General features: G+C 39.4%; 23 protein-coding genes, 1 pseudogene and 1 riboswitch. Of the genes and pseudogenes, 13 read left to right on the plus strand and 11 right to left on the minus strand.

Going from position 1 to position 21,260, the window contains the following annotated elements; genetic code table 11:
• From BTO21_RS14655 to BTO21_RS19975, 3 genes are all read right to left on the minus strand, one after another.
• Window positions 1–666 (minus strand): GIY-YIG nuclease family protein (locus BTO21_RS14655; protein WP_170064519.1); only part of this gene is annotated, 666 nt, incomplete at its 3' end.
• 143 nt (window positions 667–809) lie between these two features.
• Window positions 810–1,871, minus strand: coding sequence for a protein kinase domain-containing protein (locus BTO21_RS14660; RefSeq protein WP_045032013.1), 1,062 nt, complete (start codon window positions 1,869–1,871; stop codon window positions 810–812).
• Between the two features lie 267 nt (window positions 1,872–2,138).
• On the minus strand, window positions 2,139–2,279 hold the full coding sequence (locus BTO21_RS19975) for a DUF1367 family protein (RefSeq protein WP_107251652.1): 141 nt from the start codon (window positions 2,277–2,279) through the stop codon (window positions 2,139–2,141).
• Between the two features lie 393 nt (window positions 2,280–2,672).
• Window positions 2,673–2,773: riboswitch (TPP riboswitch) on the plus strand.
• Window positions 2,774–2,881: 108 nt separating this feature from the next.
• On the opposite strand from BTO21_RS19975, the gene thiD reads away from it, so the two are divergent.
• The 7 genes and pseudogenes from thiD to thiE all read left to right on the plus strand — a co-directional run bounded on the left by thiD (window position 2,882) and on the right by thiE (window position 8,512).
• The gene (gene thiD / locus BTO21_RS14665) at window positions 2,882–3,724 is read left to right on the plus strand and encodes a bifunctional hydroxymethylpyrimidine kinase/phosphomethylpyrimidine kinase (RefSeq protein ID WP_045032011.1); all 843 of its coding nucleotides are present in this window, start codon (window positions 2,882–2,884) and stop codon (window positions 3,722–3,724) included.
• Window positions 3,714–4,481 carry an ABC transporter ATP-binding protein gene (locus BTO21_RS14670; RefSeq protein WP_045032009.1) on the plus strand — a complete coding sequence of 256 codons (768 nt, stop codon included), beginning with the start codon at window positions 3,714–3,716 and terminating at the stop codon, window positions 4,479–4,481. The genes thiD and BTO21_RS14670 overlap by 11 nt, the downstream gene beginning before the upstream one ends.
• Window positions 4,482–4,554: 73 nt before the next feature.
• Window positions 4,555–5,277, plus strand: a pseudogene (locus BTO21_RS14675) (ABC transporter permease); the annotation flags it as partial.
• 62 nt (window positions 5,278–5,339) lie between these two features.
• Window positions 5,340–6,302 carry an ABC transporter substrate-binding protein gene (locus tag BTO21_RS14680; protein WP_412779371.1) on the plus strand — a complete coding sequence of 321 codons (963 nt, stop codon included), beginning with the start codon at window positions 5,340–5,342 and terminating at the stop codon, window positions 6,300–6,302.
• A gap of 11 nt (window positions 6,303–6,313) precedes the next feature.
• Window positions 6,314–7,033, plus strand: coding sequence for a thiaminase II (gene tenA, locus BTO21_RS14685; protein WP_045032006.1), 720 nt, complete (start codon window positions 6,314–6,316; stop codon window positions 7,031–7,033).
• Window positions 7,026–7,856 (plus strand): hydroxyethylthiazole kinase, encoded by an 831-nt coding sequence (thiM, locus tag BTO21_RS14690; protein WP_045032004.1) that lies wholly within the window; start codon window positions 7,026–7,028, stop codon window positions 7,854–7,856. The genes tenA and thiM overlap by 8 nt, the downstream gene beginning before the upstream one ends.
• Entirely contained in the window at window positions 7,856–8,512 is a 657-nt protein-coding gene (thiE, locus tag BTO21_RS14695) for a thiamine phosphate synthase (protein ID WP_239998007.1), read from the plus strand. Before thiM ends, thiE begins: the two co-directional genes overlap by 1 nt.
• A 144-nt stretch (window positions 8,513–8,656) precedes the next feature.
• On the opposite strand, the gene BTO21_RS14700 is transcribed toward thiE, so the two are convergent.
• Window positions 8,657–8,977, minus strand: a complete 321-nt coding sequence (locus BTO21_RS14700) for a YkgJ family cysteine cluster protein (protein ID WP_045032002.1) — start codon at window positions 8,975–8,977, stop codon at window positions 8,657–8,659.
• 242 nt (window positions 8,978–9,219) lie between these two features.
• Between BTO21_RS14700 and BTO21_RS14705 the strand changes: the two genes are divergently transcribed.
• Both BTO21_RS14705 and BTO21_RS14710 read left to right on the plus strand, forming a co-directional pair.
• A complete protein-coding gene (locus tag BTO21_RS14705) occupies window positions 9,220–9,867 on the plus strand; it encodes a MarC family protein (protein ID WP_045032001.1) in 648 nt (215 codons plus the stop codon).
• A 210-nt stretch (window positions 9,868–10,077) separates the two neighbouring features.
• Complete coding sequence (locus BTO21_RS14710) at window positions 10,078–11,682, plus strand: ABC-F family ATPase (RefSeq protein ID WP_082056907.1); 1,605 nt, start codon at window positions 10,078–10,080, stop codon at window positions 11,680–11,682.
• Window positions 11,683–11,741: 59 nt separating this feature from the next.
• On the opposite strand, the gene BTO21_RS14715 is transcribed toward BTO21_RS14710, so the two are convergent.
• Entirely contained in the window at window positions 11,742–12,713 is a 972-nt protein-coding gene (locus BTO21_RS14715; protein WP_045031997.1) for a Gfo/Idh/MocA family protein, read from the minus strand.
• A 163-nt stretch (window positions 12,714–12,876) separates the two neighbouring features.
• Here BTO21_RS14715 and BTO21_RS14720 point away from each other — a divergent pair, with 163 nt between their 5' ends.
• Entirely contained in the window at window positions 12,877–13,377 is a 501-nt protein-coding gene (locus BTO21_RS14720) for a peptidylprolyl isomerase (protein WP_045031995.1), read from the plus strand.
• Between the two features lie 68 nt (window positions 13,378–13,445).
• Here the strand turns inward: BTO21_RS14720 and BTO21_RS14725 are convergent, their stop codons facing one another.
• The 4 genes from BTO21_RS14725 to BTO21_RS14740 all read right to left on the minus strand — a co-directional run bounded on the left by BTO21_RS14725 (window position 13,446) and on the right by BTO21_RS14740 (window position 15,171).
• Window positions 13,446–13,814, minus strand: coding sequence for a DUF3703 domain-containing protein (locus BTO21_RS14725; protein WP_232572586.1), 369 nt, complete (start codon window positions 13,812–13,814; stop codon window positions 13,446–13,448).
• 52 nt (window positions 13,815–13,866) lie between these two features.
• Entirely contained in the window at window positions 13,867–14,181 is a 315-nt protein-coding gene (locus tag BTO21_RS14730; RefSeq protein ID WP_045031992.1) for a heavy metal-binding domain-containing protein, read from the minus strand.
• Between the two features lie 249 nt (window positions 14,182–14,430).
• Window positions 14,431–14,712: a hypothetical protein gene (locus tag BTO21_RS14735; RefSeq protein WP_045031990.1), complete on the minus strand. Its 282-nt coding sequence runs from the start codon at window positions 14,710–14,712 to the stop codon at window positions 14,431–14,433.
• Between the two features lie 138 nt (window positions 14,713–14,850).
• Window positions 14,851–15,171, minus strand: coding sequence for a hypothetical protein (locus BTO21_RS14740; RefSeq protein ID WP_045031988.1), 321 nt, complete (start codon window positions 15,169–15,171; stop codon window positions 14,851–14,853).
• 335 nt (window positions 15,172–15,506) lie between these two features.
• On the opposite strand from BTO21_RS14740, the gene BTO21_RS14745 reads away from it, so the two are divergent.
• Window positions 15,507–16,628, plus strand: a complete 1,122-nt coding sequence (locus BTO21_RS14745; protein ID WP_045031986.1) for a TDT family transporter — start codon at window positions 15,507–15,509, stop codon at window positions 16,626–16,628.
• Window positions 16,629–16,716: 88 nt separating this feature from the next.
• Here BTO21_RS14745 and BTO21_RS14750 read toward each other — a convergent pair whose 3' ends face one another.
• A complete protein-coding gene (locus BTO21_RS14750) occupies window positions 16,717–17,616 on the minus strand; it encodes a DMT family transporter (protein WP_045032017.1) in 900 nt (299 codons plus the stop codon).
• A 223-nt stretch (window positions 17,617–17,839) separates the two neighbouring features.
• On the opposite strand from BTO21_RS14750, the gene BTO21_RS14755 reads away from it, so the two are divergent.
• Window positions 17,840–19,306 (plus strand): C69 family dipeptidase, encoded by a 1,467-nt coding sequence (locus BTO21_RS14755; protein WP_045031984.1) that lies wholly within the window; start codon window positions 17,840–17,842, stop codon window positions 19,304–19,306.
• A gap of 179 nt (window positions 19,307–19,485) precedes the next feature.
• Entirely contained in the window at window positions 19,486–20,619 is a 1,134-nt protein-coding gene (locus tag BTO21_RS14760) for a ribosomal protein uL16 3-hydroxylase (protein ID WP_045031982.1), read from the plus strand.
• A 56-nt stretch (window positions 20,620–20,675) separates the two neighbouring features.
• On the opposite strand, the gene BTO21_RS14765 is transcribed toward BTO21_RS14760, so the two are convergent.
• A complete protein-coding gene (locus BTO21_RS14765) occupies window positions 20,676–21,260 on the minus strand; it encodes a MarR family winged helix-turn-helix transcriptional regulator (protein ID WP_045031980.1) in 585 nt (194 codons plus the stop codon).

Raw genomic sequence — 21,260 nt, forward strand, 5'->3', positions numbered from 1 at the left:
CATTAAGCACAAATCTTTGAGTAATTCATTACCCCCATGCCCCGTCTTAGAATACTCACTCCAACGTTGCCAAATCCCTTCTTTACCATAGGCAGAACCAATATATTGATTTCCTGTAACTTTATCCAATATTAGATAAATACCATTAATCGAAGATAATTGAAGATACCATTCTCGGTTTGCACTTAGATTTTCACCCAGTTTTTTAAGTTCTGTATACTCTAAAGTAAAATCTAAAAGTCCTGGGAACTCACCTAAATATCCTTTAGGGAGTAATTCAACAATATTTTTAGGGTTACTATCCACCCATTGATGCCAAGTTATAGCACTTTTACCCCAATCTATAACAAGGCGTTCTTTAAAGTCATCAAAACCATCAACTTCATTTAATACGTATTCATAACCACAGGAATTTTCTTTAATACCATCAACTTTAAACATTCCTATAAATACTGCTCTAGATTGTTCAATACCTACAAACGATGCAATATAGTCACATTTTTCAAATACATTCTTGGATTGATCTGCTTGATATTTTAATAACTCGGCACGATCTTTTATTAATTCTCTATATTGCTTTCTGTTATCTTTATGTCTTACATATTTCACTTTATATTTGTCAAGAATATCAGTTTTTAATGATAGAACTTCTTTGAAAGTTAACACCAAACTCTCCAATTAATATAATGTAGCCATAAACGGTATAAAAAATACGGCTATGCTTGAGCGAAACGAAAATACCGTGTGTTTGGAGTCCGATTTAATGGACTTGTTGAACGAAGCTGCAGCACTACACATATCCTTATTTATTATATTTTTGTTTCTTCAACAGTTAAATTACCTTGTTTGGATTCATTATAACTATTTTCATACTCCGCTATACTGCTTTGAAAATACGTAGCCATATCTGGTTCAATTTTACTAAACTCATCAAAAAGAACATAATAACAATCATTTAAAGATGGGCGGTCTTTTGGACAAACAGACAAAAGACTAAGTATCAGGTCTTGGATTATCTTATTCTCGCAATCCACTTTCCTTTCACCAGTTTGTGCCCAACCTGACCAGCCACCTGATTTCTTGTAGCTAGGACTTCGGCTTAATGCAAAAGTTACGGTTTTACCTGTTGGATGTTTACCATCAAATAACAAAGCTAATATAACCCCTAAAGCAAAAAGGTCGGGATCAAAAAACTCAGTTTCCTTAGAATTTTCATATTGTTCAGGAGCACAAAAAGCAAATTTACCACCTTTTCTACCTTTAACTGAATCTTTAACATAATAGTCAGCCATACCAAAATCACTTATCATCATGCGATAACGAAAACTCTTATGTAACTGTTTCGGTGGAAAAGGTTCGTAGTTATCTTTAAAAAATCGAGGTTTCCCTTGTGAGTCAAATTTGTATGCTAAGTCTTCAAATAAGATATTTGGGGGATTTAGGTCTTGATGGTACATCAAGCCAGAGCTTCGCATATCAAGCAGACCTTTTACGATCTGAATTGAGTAATTAAATGCAGATATCGTATCTACACCTTTTTTGATTAGATCGGATAATGTTCCATCTGTAGCACTACGCATACAAACATAAACTTCATCATTAATTTTATGCACGTATTGTATAGGCACGACAAACCTGCTTTTAATTCTCGACCACTTTTCTATTTCCTCAAGAAATATTGGGAAGGAGTCAGGTTTGATTAATTTACATTTTTTGTAAGCGATAAATTCAGGATAAACAAACAACGCACCATTTTGAGGAATATTTTTTACCAAATATACTTTCCCAGAATTACCCTCAAAGGTTTTGAGTACAACCCCTTTAAACACAGGATATAGTACTTCAATTTCGTTGAATATGTTAAGTTTCATCTATACACCCCCAAATATTAACAACACTTATTGCTTTCACGCAAAACATACTCATATATTTCATCAGACATATTCCACTTGACTAGCTGTAATAATATCCTCTTACCTTCATTTTTAACTTTTCCAGCGGAATGTCTTAATACAAGTATCTTCATAGTTACCCGCTAATTAAATACAAAACAATTCGTTTGAATTACTATACAGTACGCTATACCAATAATGCAACATTAGACATAACAATTATATTTATTAACATAAAACACAATACTATAAATACCCCAGCAACCTATTAACAGCCAATTCCACTTCTTGCTCATCGCCAAAGTAACTATTTAAAATGCTATTCCACAAGACCCCGAACGATGCCTGATATAGCTCAATGTCATCCATTTTGGCAAACCAGAACATGGACAGCCATATCTTTATTTTAAAAACTCAACGTGCGGTAAGTAGATTCCCTATCGCCCTCGCGGGCATTCACTGTAGGGAATGACGGCTGTTGTTTGGGTTATCTGAAAGAATGAACATAGGAACATAGGACAGCCATATCTTTATTTTAAAAACTCAACGCGCGGCAAGTAGATTCCCTATCGCCCTCGCAGGCATTAAAACAGTCGTGTCCCATCTGTGCCCCATTTGAAAAAATAACGGTCGTTGATACATAAAAAACTACACCCCATCACAACAATAAAACCTTCACCAATTTAATCTATTATTTATTAACAATCTCGCGTAATATTTGTAACTCATTATTTCTTAATAAAATATAGTGACAATTCAATTATTCTGAATTAGGATAATTGCCATTAGTCGGGGGGCTTTAAGCTGAGATCACTGTAATGGTGGGACCCGTTGAACCTGAACCAGTTAACACTGGCGGAGGGAACTAACTATCAACGGATTACCAACGTTAATAGATGCAAGCTAAGTCAACTGCACACTCTCATACCGCAGTTTACACTTTCCCGCTTGATAACTTGTTCCTGATGCTAGCGCGTAAGGAATAAAGTATGTCACACACCCCATCATCGCATCACACAACGACCCCTATTGTATTGACGATTGCAGGATCAGACAGTGGCGGTGGCGCAGGCATTCAAGCCGATATTAAAGCCATTTCAGCAACAGGTAGTTATGCTTGCTCGGTGATCACCGCTATTACCGCCCAAAATACGCAAGCTGTTAACGGCATCTTCGCCATTCCTCTTGATATGGTCGAACAACAACTGGACGCTGTATTCAGTGATCTCAATGTTCAAGCAGTGAAAATAGGCATGCTTGCCGACAGTGATATTATTCGGCTGGTTGCTGCTAAAATACGCCATTACCAACCTAAGTTCTTAGTTATTGATCCGGTGATGGTTGCCACCAGCGGTGATGTGTTATTACAACAACATGCCATTACTACCCTCAAAACAGAATTACTGCCACTGGCTGATATTATTACCCCTAACCTACCAGAAGCCGCTGCATTAACGGGTTTAGAAATCCCACAATCACTGGCTGATATGCAAGCGATGATCAGTGCGTTACGGGAGATTAATCCTCATGCGGTGTTACTCAAAGGTGGGCATTTAGAACAAAGTAGTGATAGCACTGATTTACTCATTCTCGCCACTGACGTTATTGAACTGACAACCCCTCGTATTCATACCAACAACACCCACGGCACGGGTTGTACTTTATCTGCGGCTATCGCATCTTATTTAGCTCAAGGCAATGATCTTACAACGGCAACTACCTTGGCTAAACGCTACATTACCGCCGCCATAACCGCCGCCGATGAACTCAACATTGGTCATGGTCACGGCCCTGTGAATCACTTCTTTGCAGGTCATCATCATGTCCGTTGATTTGGAAATTACCATAACTAATGGAAGTTTACGCTATCACTCCAACCCCCGTTCAAACGCAAATAAGGCGGTAATTGAAAACCTTAATCTGGCTATTGCCGCCAATAAATGGACTTGTCTGGTAGGTAAAAGTGGTTGTGGTAAAAGCACCTTGATCAAGTTTTTAGCCGGATTACTCTCTGAAAGTACGGAATGGCAAGGTCAACTGACAATCTCAGACAATCAGCCTTTAACGGGGCGAGTCGCTTATATGGCACAACAAGATCTGTTATTACCTTGGTTAACGGTGTTAGAAAATGTCTGTATTAGCAGTAAGTTCGGTCATCACAACTCAACACCCAATCTAAAACAGCGGGCAATGACATTATTAGAACACGTTGGTTTAGCAGATAAACATCAACTACTACCACAACAATTATCGGGCGGTATGCGCCAACGAGTCGCCCTCGCAAGAACGCTGTTACAAGATCAACCGATTGTCTTAATGGATGAACCGTTTTCAGCATTGGATGCCGTCACTCGCTATCGCCTTCAAGATCTGTTTGTAAAGTTACTCAAGCATAAAACTGTAGTGTTGATTACCCATGATCCTCAAGAAGCGATTCGATTAAGTGATCAGCTGTATATTTTGCAAGGCGAACCCGCTTTCGCGACGGCATTATCGTTGCCGCCAACATTGCCACCACGGCGCTTTGATGCTGAATCAGCCAGCCACCAGCAACGTATTTTTGACATATTGGCACACGATCATGACTGATATTACACCCTTACTCACTCCCCAATCGACTCATAAACCACAGCGCTCTCCTCGTGAGCTTGCCGCGCCAATACGGTTTTTGATCAGCATTAGTGTACTCCTCGGATTATGGCAACTGACGGTGGTGGTATTCAACTTACCGAGCTTTATTTTACCGCCACCGCTTGATGTCGCGCAGCGGTTAATAACGCGCTATGACGTATTGCTACGTAACACTTGGGTTACAGGTCAAGAAATCATCCTCGGGCTGATACTCGGTTTATCATTAGGGCTGTTTTTTGCCTTACAAATGCTGTTGTTTAAACCTGTTAAACGGTGGTTATTACCGTTACTGATTGCCAGTCAAGCCATCCCTGTATTTGCTATCGCTCCGGTATTAATGCTGTGGTTAGGCTATGGCATTGGTTCTAAAGTGGTAATGGCAGCGTTGATTATCTTTTTTCCTGTAACTACTTGTTGCTATGACGGCTTACGCAATACCCCCTCCGGTTATCTTGAATTATCCGCCACCATGGGCGCGACCAAGTGGCAACAGCTTAGATATATTCGCTTTCCTGCCGCCTTACCTGCCCTAGCTTCTGGTATTCGAGTTGCGGTGGTGATTGCCCCGATAGGTGCTGTCGCTGGTGAATGGGTTGGCGCAAGTCAAGGCTTAGGCTATTTAATGCTCCAAGCCAATGCGCGGATGATGATTGATGAAATGTTCGCAGCATTATTCATTTTATCGTTGTTGTCGGTATCACTGTATTTCATTACCGACAAATTATTAAAACGCTTTATTCCGTGGCAACTGTAAAGACACACATTAAACAGACACTTAAATATTCATTTTAATACTGACTTTTTAAAGGATTGATTGTGAAACGTATTTTGTTAATTACTGCAACAATGTTGATGTTATTTGGCTTCTCGGTTAGCGCTGATGCGACAACATCACCGCAAAAGCTCACCAAGATAAGTCTGATGCTCGATTGGTTTGTTAACCCTAATCATGGTCCGATTATTATTGCCCAAGAACGGGGCTATTTTAAACAGCATGGTTTAGTGGTCGATATTCAACAGCCCGCAGATCCCTCGTTACCTCCAAAATTAGTCGCCGCCAATAAAATCGATCTTGCCGTTTCTTATCAACCTAGTCTTACGATTGATGTTGCTGCTGGCTTACCTTTAATTAAAACCGCAACCTTGATTGCGACACCGCTTAATACATTAATGGTATTAAAGAAAAGTGGCATCACTGATTTATCACAACTGAAAGGAAAAACGATCGGAATTTCAATTGCAGGTAATGAAGATGCCACCATTGGCACCATGCTGGCTGATCACGGCGTTAAATTAAGTGAGGTGAAAATAGTCAATGTCGGCTGGGCACTGTCATCATCATTAGCATCAGGAAAAGTGGATGCGATTTGGGGCGGATTACGTAACTTTGAAACCAATCAATTAGCGTTAGAAGGCTACCCGACTACATCGTTTTTCCCAGAAGAGAACGGCATTCCTAGTTATGATGAATTGATCTTTGTTGCTAACAGCAAACATTATAACCGCCAAGCAATCACTGCCTTTAATGCCGCTATTACTCAAGCGACCACCTATATCATCAATCACCCAGATGCAGCGTGGAAACAGTTTATTCAATACGCGCCAGATACGTTAGATAACAAGCTTAACCATAATGCATGGAACGACACGTTAACGCGGTTTGCTTTGCGTCCTGCGGCTGTCGATTTTAAACGCTACGATGATTACGCCCAATTTCTATTTAAACACCACGTTATAACGCAACTGCCTCAAGCCAAAAATTACATTGGCAGCTTCTAAGGAGAGATCACATGACATACCAAGATTTAATTGATGCTTGCCAACCCCAATGGACCACCTATACCCAGCATCCATTTGTGATGCAACTTGGTCAAGGCACACTGCCTCACCATTGTTTTATGCATTATTTAAAACAAGATTTTTTGTTCTTAAAACAATATGCGCGTGCTTATGCATTAGCGATTTATAAAGCTCGCACTTTAGCCGATATGCGTCGAGCGCTACCAAGTGTGGCCGCTTTATTGGATCATGAAATTGCTCACCATGTTGATTACTGTGGTGCTTGGCATTTAACCGAACAAGATATGGAACAAGAGCCAGAAGATGTCGCAACAGTGGCTTATACCCGTTATGTATTAGATGCTGGTATGCAAGGGGATATTATCGATTTATATGTCGCTCTTGCGCCGTGTGCGATTGGTTATGCGGAAATTGGCAACTTACTGGTTAATGATACAAAAACCGTGTTTGACAATAATCCCTACCATAGTTGGATTGCGTTATATAGCGGTGAGGATTATCAACAAGGTGTCGCTGCTGCAACGATCTATTTGAACAATTTACTCGCAGAAATTTCGGTTCATAGTCAACGTGGTCAGCAATTAATTCAGACCTTTAAAGTCGCAACAGAAATGGAAATCGCGTTCTGGCAGCAAGGACTCAATGCAGGAGCTATTAACAATAAATCAAAGACTATCAACAATAAATCAGGAGCTGTCGACAATGCATAATCCATCACAGCAAACGCCTACTTCAGCCTCTTTGACCAAAAGCATTATCGCAGCACTGGCGCTAGTCAGAGAACAAAAACCATTAGTGGTTAATATCACCAATTATGTAGTAATGAACAATACTGCTAACGCTTTATTAGCCATTGGCGCGTCACCGATTATGGCGCATTCACGTCAAGAAATGGCTGAGATGATGCACATTGCAGGCTCATTAGTGATCAATATTGGCACCCTTGATAGTGAATGGATTGAACGAATGCTATTTGCTGTTGAACAAGCGAATACTAATAACAAGCCGATTATATTAGATCCTGTCGGCTGTGGCGCGAGTGTATTACGCACTCAAACTGCTCGCACTCTGGCAGCAAAAGCCAATAATCTGATCATTCGTGGTAACGCATCTGAAATCATTGCCCTTGCAGGTGAAACCAGCCAAACCAAAGGGGTTGATGCGCTTGATAGCAGCGATACCGCATTAACCGCTGCACAGGTGTTAGTCACGCAGTACCACGCCAATGTGGTTATCTCTGGTGAAGTTGATTATGTAGTGACAGCGTCACAGACTATCAGCCTTAGCAATGGTCACCACATGATGCCTTATGTCACTGGCATGGGCTGTTCATTAACCGCATTAACAGGTGCATTTGCGGCTATTGGTGAAATTTCGGGGCTAGCGGCGACTGCAATCTATGCTATTGCGGGTGAAATTGCAGCGGCACAATCAGCAGGACCTGCATCATTACAACTCAATATCATTGATAGTTTATATCAAATCAGTGCCGAGCAGATTTGTCAGCGACTTAATATTGCAGTGGTAGCGTGATGATGACGAAAAATCACAATCCTTATTTGTTGTATTTAGTCACCGATGATCAGCAAAGCCTGCCCGCCCTTGAACATGTTGTGCGTGAAGCCGTTGCGGGCGGCGTGACAATGGTGCAAATACGTGAGAAACACGGTGATGTGCGGGCATTTATTCAACGTACTCAAACCGTTAAAGCGATTCTGCAACACGCTTATGCGACAACAGGTCGTCATATCCCCTTAATCATTAATGATCGGGTTGATGTTGCTTTAGCGGTGGATGCTGATGGCGTACATCTGGGGCAAACAGATATGCCAGTAGCGCTTGCGCGACAATTGCTAGGGAAGGATAAACTGATTGGACTGTCAATTGAAACTGAGCAGCAACTGTTAGATTGTGCCAGCCTACCGATTGATTACATTGGGCTTAGCGCTATTTTTGCAACAGCAACTAAAACTAATCTGGTTACTCATTGGGGATTAGACGGTTTACAAATTGCAGCTGCAATTTGTCCATTTCCGATTGTGGCGATTGGTGGTATTAATCACACCAATTTAACTGAAGTAATGGCAGCAGGAGCTAATGGCGTTGCGATTGTTTCCGCGATAAGTCATGCCGACGATCCTTGCCAAGCGACAGCAGGAATATTGGCAGCAATAAGCTCAAGTCAATAAACTCCAATCAATAAAGCGGTAATACATAGAACTGTAACACGATAATATCATCAACAATAATCAAGGTAGCTGAATATACCTTGGTTATTGTTTGGAGGATTATTAAAATATACTGACTATTGTTAATCTTGTTGTGATTAACGTTTAATCTTGCTGTGGTGAGCGTGGCGGCATCGTGGCACGTTCAATGCTGCACTCATATGACCCCATTTCAAACTCACGACAAATCCACGGTCGATTTTCGTAAATAGTACATAACAAAGTATCGCGATCAACAGCGGCACACCAGCCATCATCAAGGCGTAGCATTACTTCACCACCCCATTCATCAATATCAATGTATTCTTCAGGTACACCCGTATCCGTAATAATCATCACTTCTAAACGGCAACAACATGCTTGGCACGTACTGCAAGTCATACTTGGATCGGGTTCAGTGCTTATATTGGTTATATCAATGGTCATCTTTAATCATCGCCATGTTTTCTTGCGCGCATAGTAACTCAAACCCATACTAAAAACACGGTTCTCATGGCATTCAGTCATCGAACCCAATCAATTTTCTCCGTATAAAAAATAAGACAATTATAATATTTAGACGGTAATTCTATTGATTACCCTTTTTGTACAGATATTTACGTTCACCTTCAAAAAATCCATGCTATTGTAATCAAATAAATAACAAAAAATTAACCAAAAGGATGGTTATGCACGATATTACAACAATGATAATTACAGTATTTATGGGCTTTTTTGCCATGATGAACCCGATTGCTAATACTGCTGTTTTTGTCGGAATGACAGGAAATCAAACCCCTGAACAGCGTAGAAAAACCGCCTTTAAAGCCCTTACCGCCGCCTTTTTTATTATCGCCACCTTCTGTCTTTTAGGTAAAGGGATCTTTGAATTATTCAGTATTACTTTACCTGCACTACGATTATCAGGCGGAATTCTAGTCTTTTTAGTCGGTTATCACATGTTACAAGGTGATAGTTCAAAGCTGCATTCAGAGTCTAAAATTGATGACGTCACCGAAGAAAAAGATATTTCTATATCACCTTTAGCATTACCTATTTTAGCGGGTCCTGGCACTATCGCGACCGCGATGAACTACTCAGCATCAGGATCATTTTTACACACTATTATCACGATTGTTGCTTTTGCAACCTTATGTTTAATTACCCTTGTGTGTTTTCTTTACGGCCCGAAACTGGTTGATAAGGTCGGTGAAGCTGGCATTACAATCACGACACGTCTAATGGGATTAATTTTGACAGTCATCGGCATGCAGATGCTAATCCAAGGTGTCCATGACGCTTTCTTGTTGTTTGATACTGCTAATTTAACAAAATAATCACCTCAAATTAGTCCCTTTCCCTCAAGGTAACAGCCTTAGTCTTTCTTTTTACAAGGCTGTTATCTTGCATTGGTTACATTTTCGCCCTCGACATTTACAAGCAAACCTCTGTATAATGCGCCCCCTTTACATCTATCTCTGTTTTCGTGCATCTTCTTTTGGCTTTGCTGCCAAAAAATCATCGAATAAAACTGCTAGGAATACCTCTTGATATCTACCGCAAACATTACAATGCAATTTGGCGCTGAGCCGTTATTTGAAAACATTTCAGCTAAATTTGGTAACGGTAACCGCTATGGTCTTATCGGCGCTAATGGTTGCGGCAAATCAACCTTCATGAAAATTCTTAGTGGTGCATTACCACCAAGTTCTGGCAACGTGTCTGTTTCTCCTGGACAGCGTTTAGGTACCCTAAGCCAAGACCAGTTTGCCTTTGAGCAATACACAGTTGTTGATGCGGTGATCATGGGTGATGCTGCGTTATGGAAAGTAAAACAAGAACGTGACCGTATTTACGCACTGCCAGAAATGACAGAAGACGACGGCATGGCTGTTGCTGAGCTTGAAAGCGAGTTCGCAGAAATGGATGGCTACAGCGCAGAAAGTCGTGCTGGACAATTACTGCTTGATGCCGGTATCGATGAAGAACTGCATTACGGCTTAATGTCACAAGTGGCACCTGGTTGGAAATTACGTGTGTTACTAGCACAAGCATTGTTCTCTAACCCTGATATCTTGCTACTCGATGAGCCAACAAACAACTTGGACATTCACACAATCAACTGGCTTGCTGGCGAGTTGAACTTGCGTAAATGTACCATGATCATTATTTCTCACGACCGTCACTTCTTGAACTCTGTATGTACACACATGGCAGATATCGACTACGGTGAGCTACGTATTTACCCTGGTAACTACGAAAAATTCATTGAAGCATCATCGCTGATTCAAGAGCAACTCTTATCAGAAAACGCGAAGAAAAGTGCTGAAATTAATGAACTTCAAGACTTCGTAAACCGTTTTGGTGCGAATGCTTCAAAAGCAAAACAAGCAAGTTCTCGCGCTAAAAAAATGGATAAAATCAAACTTGATGAAGTGAAATCATCAAGCCGTTTAACGCCATCATTACAGTTCAAACCGGGTAAAGCCCTTTACCGTCAAGCATTGATTCTAGAAGAACTAGGTCATGGCTTTGATGGCGAAACTTTATTTGAAGCTGGCGATTTAATCTTAAACGCGGGTGAAAAATTAGCGATCATTGGTGAAAACGGTGTTGGTAAAACAACAATGTTACGTTGTTTAGTGAATGAACTAAAACACAACCACGGCGTGATCAAATGGTCTGAAAATGTTTCAATCGGTTACTGCCCTCAAGACAGCTCAGCTGATTTTGATAATGATTTAGGTATCTTTGATTGGATTTCACAGTGGCGTACTAAAGAACATGATGATCTAGCCGTACGTAGTATTCTAGGTCGTTTATTGTTCACGGCAGATGATATCAACAAAAAAGTGAAAAACTGTTCTGGTGGTGAGAAAAACCGTTTAATCTTTGGCAAGCTAATGATGCTAAATACTAACGTATTGGTAATGGATGAACCAACCAACCACATGGACATGGAAGCGATTGAAGCACTGAACAGTGCCCTAAAAGTGTATGAAGGTACGTTGATTTTTGTTAGCCATGACCGTGAATTCGTATCATCACTAGCCACCCGTATTATTGATATTCGTGACAAGCAAGTGGTTAACTTCCACGGCACATTTGACGAATACATGTCAAACCTTGCTCTTGCCGGCAAAGTTATTTAATAAATAACATGGGCAGCAAGTTATCGGCTTTAAGATAACTTGCTGTCTTATTTATTTTATTAAGCTAATATCTGTGACATTACCCAACCAGTATGAGTGGCGGTTTTACCTGTCGATGGATGTTGTTGTCCTTCAAAAAGTTGTTTACGCATATTATCAATGTGATACAACTGAATATTAGAGGGGTTTTCAATCGTAATCTGTTGCTGCTTATCACCAATAATGACTTCTATGGGTGCTTCATCAAACACAGAAAAACGTATTTCACCTTGGCTACCATAAATCACCACGTTATCTTGACGTGAATGACCACCAAAATTCCAACTGCCACTTCCAGTCACACCATTCGCATGTAACCAGCAGGCACTCACTGCATCTAACGCGGTGTATAAATGCTGTTGATTGATACCCACGCCTTTAACTGTCGAAAAATCACCCAATAAATACGCGAATAAATCTAAGCCATGACTGGCAAGATCATCAAAATAGCCACCAGCGGCAATCATTTTATCGGTCCGCCAGTTATATTGCTGAGAGATATCCATAGGGTTTGCTGGCTTATTTAAATGCCAACTAATATGACGTATGTCGCCAATATTTCCATCATCAAGCAACTGTTTTATATGATTAAAACGTGGTAAAGATCGACGATAATAAGCAACAAATAATGGTAACTGTGCAGCTTCAAATGCCGCAACAATCGCTTGGCAATCAGCATAATTTGGTGCTAATGGTTTCTCGACGCAACAAATTTTTCCAGCTTGTGCCACCTTTAATGCTAACGCTTTATGGCTATCGGGCGGTGTCGCAATATAAATCGCATCAATTGTAGGGTCATTAATTAACGTATCCGCATCTACATGAACCGTGTCGATATTATGTCGAGCCGCATAATCTTGAGCTAACGTTTGATCACGACGGGTAACTGCCGCTAAAGTGAAATTTTCAACTTTTTGATAAGCTGGGCCACTTTTAACTTCGGTTACTGCACCACAGCCAATCATGCCCCACCGGATCATGTTTGTGTTCATTATCTAAGTCCTTTTCATTTTATTGGTATATTTATTCATTCATTCATTCATTCATTAAAAATAGCGTATTACAACGATAACCAGCGCATATAATCTGCGTTAGCTATAGTTTATGGTATAAATTACGTATACTGCGAATAACCACCCTAACTAGATAATCATCATGACAAGCATTACTTTCATCACCAATGTTGGCAATATCGAAATCAGCCTTAATAAACAAAAAGCCCCTGTCACGGTACGTAATTTTATTCAATATTGCCGTGATGGTTTTTATAACGATACCATTTTTCATCGTGTTATTGAGGGATTTATGATTCAAGGCGGCGGGCATACTGAAGACTTACTAGAAAAGCCAACTCGCGATCCTATTGTGAATGAAGCAAATCGTGGTCTTAAAAACACCATTGGTACGATTGCAATGGCGCGAACAGATGCTCCCCATTCAGCAACTGCACAATTTTTCATTAATCTCGCTAACAATGATTGTCTTGATTATACGGCAACGACAAACAGGGGTTGGGGTTATACCGTTTTTGGTAATGTTACGGCAGGAATGGATGTTGTGACTAAAATAGCCCAAGAGAAGACAACAACGGTACAAGGTTATGACGATGTTCCGTGTCATGCAATAATCATCAAACAAGTGACAATTAACGAATAAGTCTTTTGCTCGTGTTTAAGAGCGTTGAATGATTGTCATCGCTCCTATTACACACTTATCTTACTTAACTAACGAGATAAGGTTTTAGTTTTAATGATAATCTCAGCATGTTTCGCTGAAATAGGCATCACTTTTAACGAATGCACATTACTACCACCAGTATTACCGATGGGAACATCATCAATCGCAGTTAATAATGCAGCACCGACAATGCGTATAAGCTGCCCATTGATCTCTTTAATATCACGTTGTTTTATCGCCCAACACAACATCAAATAATGCACCTTAACATGCCAATAGGTTGATTCCTGACCTAACACATGTGCATTTTCTAAATACCGAAATTCCGTTGCCGGATCATCCCTTTTTTGCGCTCTATATGCATTGATCATTTCTTTTTTTACATAAGGCGCGATATTTTGGCTAAAATTACTCATTATCCCTCCGAGTCATTATTCATCCTTAAATAATTAACCAACGATACATCTATTAGCGTAGTGTAACCGCAGTACCAAACGCTAATAATTCACACGAACCATCCATAATTGCACTGGTAGTAAAGCGAATGCCAACAACAGCATCAGCGCCTAACACTAAAGCCTCTGCTTCTAAACGGGACATGGCTTGAGCACGCGCTTCATTAAACATTTCGGTATATCCTTTTAGCTCGCCACCCACAATACCTTTTAGGCTTGCCATAATATCGCGACCAATATGTTTTGATTGCACAACATTCCCCGTTACTACACCTAGTATAGTAATAATTTCGTGCCCAGGAACCGTTTCTGTTGTTGAAAATATCATGATATGAGACTCTAGTTCAGTTGGCTATCAAACACCGCACAAATATAAACTATTGAGTTTACTTTTTCCACAATTTCAATAACACGTAAAAATACACTTCCACATGGTAAAAAATAACATATAACGATTATTATGATTAAAAAAGGTCTCGTGTGAATAAAAACAGAGATATTTTAGGCGCCTATTTGGCTACAAGCATTATAGTCATCAAAAAAAGCATAATATGCTCTCATTTATATGGATATAGCGTTACGTTTTTTTTGTGATTTTTTTATAAGCTATAAGCACTAAAGAGGCAAATGCCGTTATAAAATTAGCATTGTTATACTCTTCCACTGCATAGATGAAATTGGATTTAAAATGCTCAACAGCTTCTTCCTGCGTATCAGCAAAGATCACATCATCTTCAACTTCAAACCCTGCCGCTAATAATTGCTGTTTTTGTTCCATAAATTGCTCATCAGCCATATCTACATACGTAAATTGTTGGCGATTTGAATTAGGTATACAAAAAAATTGATATTTAGTCATCAGTTAACCCTCCATGTAACTAACATCAATTATGCTAAAATGGCATTTACTTGCAACTATTTATCACATTAAATATGTCAATAATCATACCTAGATCACATCAAAAACAACTTGTTACATCATAAAATACCATCAGTCTTATAAATCACTACAGCTACAAGTTACTGCAGGAAAATACGTCATTTTATTGTCTCGAAATAGCATCATTGCGGTATCAATAAATGACATAATATAGTCACGTTGTTGACTAAAGGGTTGCTCGAAAATCCAACCACCGCATCCATAACCAACCAAAGGCAAACTTTCACGATCAATTGCTGGATCCTCGGCAATTTCAATAATTAGGGTGGTTGATGTCGATGATAAACACCACGAATAGCCTTGTACTATCCCGCTACCGTTGACTTTAGAATCAATACTTATAGCGCCACGATAATATGCATTCTTTATTTCAATCATGATTTAAACCTAATCTTATTCTGAATGATTTCATTGTTATTAATCACATACATTATATTAAAAAACTTAAAATACAATCAGGTAGATTATTTATCATTATAAATATGCAAAAATAATAACTAACAAATCAGGTTAAGTAAAAATTAAACTATTATTAATAATATTCAATTTTACAAAATAAAAAATAAGATTATAGTTTGTCGTATTAAAATCAGTAAAATAATATAAACATTTTATTCTTAATGCTTAAAATATAAGATTAATATTAATGTTTCCTATAAAAGTAGAGATATCACACGCTATATGTGAATCTTCTCTCATTAAAAAGTAATTCTATGACAAATAATAAGCAACAAATTGAACTACAAAAAGAGATGGGACCTAATTGGTTTGCATCAGTCATGGGTACAGGTATTATCGCCAATGCCGCAGTCGGCTTACCATTTATAGGTAAAGACTTAGTCGGTTTTTCAACTGTCGTTTGGTTAATTGCCTTTGCAATGCTGATCTTTATGACTATCGTCAAAAGTTATCAAACCATCACCAAGCCACATATTATTAAACGCCAATTTAATGATCCTGTGATGTCTCAATTCTTTGGTGCACCACCTATGGCGTTCTTAACTGTGGCTGGCGGTACTCTTTTATTAGGTCCTCACCTTTTCGGCCAAAGTCTTGCGCTTAATATTGCTTGGCCATTATTTTGGATCGGTACCATTAGCGGTATTATTACAGCTATTATTATTCCTTATCGTTTATTTACTCATAATGAAGTTCACGATGACGCAGCATTTGGTGGCTGGTTAATGCCAGTGGTACCGCCTATGGTATCTGCGACTATCGGTTCAATGTTCTTAGCTCATATGCCCCATTCTGCTGCTCAACAAACGTTGCTTTACGGCATGTATGCTTGTTTTGGTATCAGCTTAATGGCGTCAATTATTATTATTACGCTAATTTGGAGCCGCCTAGCGCATGCTGGTACTTCAGGTAGTGCTCGTGTGCCAACATTATGGATTGTATTAGGTCCACTCGGTCAGTCAATTACAGCAGCTGGTTGTTTAGGTACAGCGGCACTGATTACCGTTAATGAACCCATTGCGAGTGCAATGAATGTCATGGCGATTTTATATGGCGTGCCGATTTGGGGTTTTGCTATGTTATGGTTCTGTGTTGCCGCGTTATTAACTCTACGTGCAATGCGCCGTAAAATGCCATTTGCATTAACGTGGTGGGCATTTACCTTCCCCGTGGGAACATGTGTAACGGGTACAACACAATTAGCTCACCATACTGGTTTACCTGCTTTTCAATGGGCGGCAATTATTCTATTCGCATTCTTAATTTTAGCATGGGTTACCGCTGCATTAGGAACACTTAAAGGCTTTAAACACGGCAAGATTTTCAATAATCCAACGTCAGTCGTTCATATTAAGTCTAAAAAAGGCAATAACTAACATTAATAAGCTCAGTGACACTTTTCGTAATAACCGTTAGTGATCACTGAGCTTTTTGTCTTTCTGCTTATATTGAAATCAAATAAGATTAAGCCGTTACCGCTTTTTTAGTACGTAAACTTCCTATCACATTAATAAATGCACCTAAAATAATCATGCCTCCCCCTGCTAATGTCCACACCGACGGCACTTCGCTAAAGACCAACCATCCTAGAATAATAGAAAATACCACTTGGATATAGGAATAAGCGGTCGCTTTACTGGCCACTTCTGTTTTCATTGCTTTGGTTAAACCCACTTGTCCAAACTGTGTGAAAATACCTACGAAGAATAATAATCCCAGCGCTTCTTTTGATGGCATCACAAAATCATTCCCCAATAAAACCACCGATAACGGCAGTGCTATTAACGGGAAATAAAGAATGATCACTGAACTATCTTCAGTACTGCTTAAACGTTTTACAATAATATAAGACACACCACTGCCAAACGCGCCTAACAATGCAATGCCAATACTAAATAACGGTAATTGTTGGACATGATTGAGTGTTAATCCTGATCCAACCATCAACAACAAGCCAATAATTGAACAGAAAATACAAATGATGGTACTGATATGTATTTTTTCTTTAAGGAAAAGTATCGCTAAAATCGCCGTAAAAACAGGATTAAGATACTGTAAAATAGTGGCTTCAGCTAAAGGTAAGGTTGATACTGCATAATACACACAAATTAATGCTAATGATCCAGTAACACCTCGGGTTAACAATAACTTACGATTATTCCCCCATACACAAATACTTTTGCGCTTCACGTCAGCATAACTAATCAGTAATGATACAATCGCTCGCGCAGCAACAATTTCAAACACTGGAATACCATAGGTATGGACTAATTTGACGCAACTCGACATCAATGCGAAGGCAAGTGCAGACATCAGCATATATCTAACGCCAATCGGGATTTTATTTAAAGAGATATTTGGCATGGTCAGCAGTTCATTAACATAAACAACCATTTTATGAAAAAAAACCTCAACCTCGCAAGCGTTATATCGTCCACTTCGTTTTCATTCAACATATTATAGATGTCTGTTACTACGACTGAAAAATGAACTGAAAATTAACAAAATGAGATTGCCATTGCTGATCTGTTCATTTCAATTAACAAGCATAGAATAAAAATCAATTTTATAAACTTAATTAATGACTATGAAAAAACTACCTTTATTAGCTTGCGCGATTGCTAGTTTACTTGGCACTCAGGCTGCAAATGCATGTACTACTCTCCTTGTTGGTAACCAAGCTTCAACTAACGGTGCCTATTACATGGCACGTAATGAAGATTACAAAGCAGTATGGGCTAAACATTTTGTACTTCACCCTCGTACTGTTAATGAAAAAGGTGAATTCCACTCCAATACTGATCGCTTTACATACCCGCTACCAAAAGTGTCATTGTCTTACACTTCAATGCAAGATTGGGATACGCATGATAAAACCATGGGTGAAGTCGGTTTAAACTCAGCCGGTGTTGGTATTACCTCAACCGAAAGCCTAACCAATCGTCAAGCGGCTCTAACTGCAGATCCTTATAATATTAAAAATGGTATTAATGAAGACTCTATAGAAAACGTGATTTTACCTCGTATTCACAGCGCTAAAGAAGGCGTTGAATTACTAGGTAAAATTATTGAAGAGCGTGGCGCATCACAAGGCTTTGGGGTTGGCTTTATTGATAAAACTGGCATTTGGTATTTAGAAACAGGCAGTGGTCATCAATGGATGGCACGTAAAATTCCTAATGATGCTTATTTCATTTCAGGTAATCAGGCGCGTTTAAAAGAATATTTACCGAATAATAGCGATTACCTCGCTTCACCTACTTTGGTTTCTTTTGCAGAACAACATGGTTTATATGTTGCAAAAGCCAATCAACCGTTTGATTTCCATGCGGCTTACGGCACCACAGGTGGTAAAGAGAATATCACTTACAACTATCCTCGCGTATGGATTGCACAGCATATTCTTAACCCAGAACTTAAAACCCAAGTTGATCGCGACCAACAAAACTACCCTGTATTTTTAACGCCAACACATAAAATCTCACTGCAAAAAGTTGAAGATATTATGCGTAACCATTACCAAGGTACGGCAATGGACCCGTACGCCAACGCTGATCCATTAGGTCATTATCGTCCGATCTCAGTATTCCGTTGTGCTGAATCACATATAATTGAAGTACGCCCTAACCTACCAACGGCCATAGGTGAAACGGAATACATCAACCTAGGTATGACTGCGCTTGGGGTTTATATTCCGTTCTACCAAGGCACCACTGAGATCCCATATGGTTATAATATTGGAACCGATGTTGCGAGCAACGGTTCTATTTTCTGGGATATGCGTAAGCTACAAACATTAGGCATGGCAAATTGGAAACAAAACGCGCCTATTATTCGTGCCGCCTATGATAAATACGAATCTGACACCGCGATTGCTCAGAAAAAAATGGAACAAAAATACTTAGCCATTTATAAGCAACATCCAAAAGAAGCGACGGCTTTAATCAATAAATTTGAGCAAGTAGCAACGGATAATGCACTTAAAGTGACGAACGAAATATTTACCACGCTGACTCAAAAAGCCGATATGGCATCACATTTTGCCGGTGCTTAAGCAATAGCAATAGCAATAGCAATAGCAATAGCAATTGAATCATCTAAAGCGCCTACATTGGCGCTTTTTTTGTAGATCATCAGTTTCAATACCGACTTGTCAGTTCACCAAAACAAATACTATCCCTAAAAACGGTTTACGTTATAATCGCCATCCAGCTCAACAATAAATAGCGTGTTATGTACCAACTGACGTTTTCATTTGAAGAATTTCTTGCCGAGTTTTGGCAAAAGAAGCCGACCATCATTAAAGGTGGTTTTAAAAATTTTGTCGATCCCATTTCGCCTGATGAACTTGCAGGACTGGCAATGGAAGAAGAGGTTGATTCGCGCTATATCGCTCAATTAGCCGATACTTGGGATGTTCGTCATGGTCCACTGACGTTTGATGATACACCAGAAGATCATTGGTCATTCATTGTTCAAGCCGCTAATCATTGGCATGAAGGTGCTGCACAATTAATTACCCCATTTCGTCAATTACCCGGTTGGTTACTGGATGATTTAATGATCAGCTACTCAACCCCTGGTGGCGGTGTTGGTCCTCATATCGATCAATATGATGTGTTTATTACTCAAGGTTCAGGTAAACGTCATTGGCGTGTCGGCCCTAAAAAAGATGATTACGAAGAAGAATGTCGTCATCCTGCATTACGTCAAATAAAAGGTTTTGATCCTATTATTGATGATATTTTAGAGCCTGGTGATATTTTGTATATTCCACCTGGTTTCCCCCATGATGGTTATGCCATTGAAACGTCAATGAGTTTTTCGGTGGGTTTCCGTTCACCTAAAAAACAAGAATTATTAAGCAGCTTTGCCGATTTTGTGATTGCGAATGATATTGGCGATGTGCATTATCATAATCCAGCGCTTCCAGCCCGTGTAAATAACGGTGCTATCTTGGCAGAAGAAGCAAAAGATCTTGAAAACATGATGCGCAGCTTGCTTGATGATCCACAACGATTAAAGCAATGGATGGGTGAGCATTTAACCCAAAGTCGCCATGAATTAGATGTCATGCCTTCTGAGCCACCATGGCAAGATAATGAAACCTATCAATTTTTAGAAGATGGTGAAGCATTTAAACGCATTGGTGGTTTACGTGCATTTTACCATCCTGATCAAGCACACCTTGTCTATATCAATGGCGAACAATACCAATTACCGCCAGAGTGTGCCGATGCAGCTAAATTGCTGTGTGATGAAGAACAAATAACTTATCTTCAATTGGGTGAACAACTTGATCACCCTGCTTTTCTAGCCATGTTAACTCAACTTATTAACCTTGGTTATTGGTACCCTGTCGAGTAAGCACTGTTGTCGCTTAATGAACTTGTACACCATAATAAGAGAGGCCACCACCTCTCTTATTTGTCTTTCGTGACAGGCTGGTGCTCAACACAAATCAACGTTATATCATCAGCCGTTAATGGCAATTGTGTTAAACCGCAAACATAACCACCGTTACTATTAAGATGATACTTACAACTCGTACAGACCCCAAAAGATCGATACTGATGTTGTTTTTGGATTGATACTAATAATAAGGTTAATTGTTGCTGCAATAACGCAGGATCAAACTCTGTATTTCCGCCCTCACTATCAGAACAAGCAGCTAACAACTTTTCTGACGGAAAATAATCACTTAATAATTGTCGACCTTTTTTAGTCATGATTAGATGTATTATACGTTTATCATTACGATCAGCGATTTTCTCAACATAGCCTTTTATTTCTAACACTTTAATTGTCTGTGACACTGTCCCCTTCGTTAAGCCTAAAAATTCAGTAACCGCTTTGGGTGTATTTGAAAAACGATTACAAATAGACAAATAATATAACGCCTCAAATTGGACGGGTTGTAATCCATGTCCAATAAGTTCTGTACGCATTTCAGTTCTGATCATGTTACTAATGCGCTCAAGTAACTGTTGAATAATGATTATGTACAT

It is taken from the genome of Photobacterium phosphoreum, assembly GCF_002954725.1.
GTDB classification, from domain to species: domain Bacteria; phylum Pseudomonadota; class Gammaproteobacteria; order Enterobacterales; family Vibrionaceae; genus Photobacterium; species Photobacterium phosphoreum.

Excerpts from the sequence above, each read along its gene's own strand:
- BTO21_RS14740 (WP_045031988.1), bottom strand. The coding sequence starts at position 15,171 with ATGATTGAAATAAAGAATGCATATTATCGTGGCGCTATAAGTATTGAT.
- BTO21_RS14765 (WP_045031980.1), bottom strand. The coding sequence starts at position 21,260 with ATGTACATAATCATTATTCAACAGTTACTTGAGCGCATTAGTAACATG.
- BTO21_RS14760 (WP_045031982.1), top strand. The coding sequence starts at position 19,486 with ATGTACCAACTGACGTTTTCATTTGAAGAATTTCTTGCCGAGTTTTGG.
- BTO21_RS19975 (WP_107251652.1), bottom strand. The coding sequence starts at position 2,279 with ATGTTCTGGTTTGCCAAAATGGATGACATTGAGCTATATCAGGCATCG.
- BTO21_RS14715 (WP_045031997.1), bottom strand. The coding sequence starts at position 12,713 with ATGAACACAAACATGATCCGGTGGGGCATGATTGGCTGTGGTGCAGTA.
- BTO21_RS14670 (WP_045032009.1), top strand. The coding sequence starts at position 3,714 with ATGTCCGTTGATTTGGAAATTACCATAACTAATGGAAGTTTACGCTAT.
- BTO21_RS14725 (WP_232572586.1), bottom strand. The coding sequence starts at position 13,814 with ATGAGTAATTTTAGCCAAAATATCGCGCCTTATGTAAAAAAAGAAATG.
- BTO21_RS14755 (WP_045031984.1), top strand. The coding sequence starts at position 17,840 with ATGAAAAAACTACCTTTATTAGCTTGCGCGATTGCTAGTTTACTTGGC.
- BTO21_RS14700 (WP_045032002.1), bottom strand. The coding sequence starts at position 8,977 with ATGACCATTGATATAACCAATATAAGCACTGAACCCGATCCAAGTATG.
- BTO21_RS14660 (WP_045032013.1), bottom strand. The coding sequence starts at position 1,871 with ATGAAACTTAACATATTCAACGAAATTGAAGTACTATATCCTGTGTTT.
- tenA (WP_045032006.1), top strand. The coding sequence starts at position 6,314 with ATGACATACCAAGATTTAATTGATGCTTGCCAACCCCAATGGACCACC.
- BTO21_RS14730 (WP_045031992.1), bottom strand. The coding sequence starts at position 14,181 with ATGATATTTTCAACAACAGAAACGGTTCCTGGGCACGAAATTATTACT.
- thiM (WP_045032004.1), top strand. The coding sequence starts at position 7,026 with ATGCATAATCCATCACAGCAAACGCCTACTTCAGCCTCTTTGACCAAA.
- BTO21_RS14720 (WP_045031995.1), top strand. The coding sequence starts at position 12,877 with ATGACAAGCATTACTTTCATCACCAATGTTGGCAATATCGAAATCAGC.
- BTO21_RS14750 (WP_045032017.1), bottom strand. The coding sequence starts at position 17,616 with ATGCCAAATATCTCTTTAAATAAAATCCCGATTGGCGTTAGATATATG.
- BTO21_RS14735 (WP_045031990.1), bottom strand. The coding sequence starts at position 14,712 with ATGACTAAATATCAATTTTTTTGTATACCTAATTCAAATCGCCAACAA.
- thiD (WP_045032011.1), top strand. The coding sequence starts at position 2,882 with ATGTCACACACCCCATCATCGCATCACACAACGACCCCTATTGTATTG.
- thiE (WP_239998007.1), top strand. The coding sequence starts at position 7,856 with ATGATGACGAAAAATCACAATCCTTATTTGTTGTATTTAGTCACCGAT.
- BTO21_RS14745 (WP_045031986.1), top strand. The coding sequence starts at position 15,507 with ATGACAAATAATAAGCAACAAATTGAACTACAAAAAGAGATGGGACCT.
- BTO21_RS14705 (WP_045032001.1), top strand. The coding sequence starts at position 9,220 with ATGCACGATATTACAACAATGATAATTACAGTATTTATGGGCTTTTTT.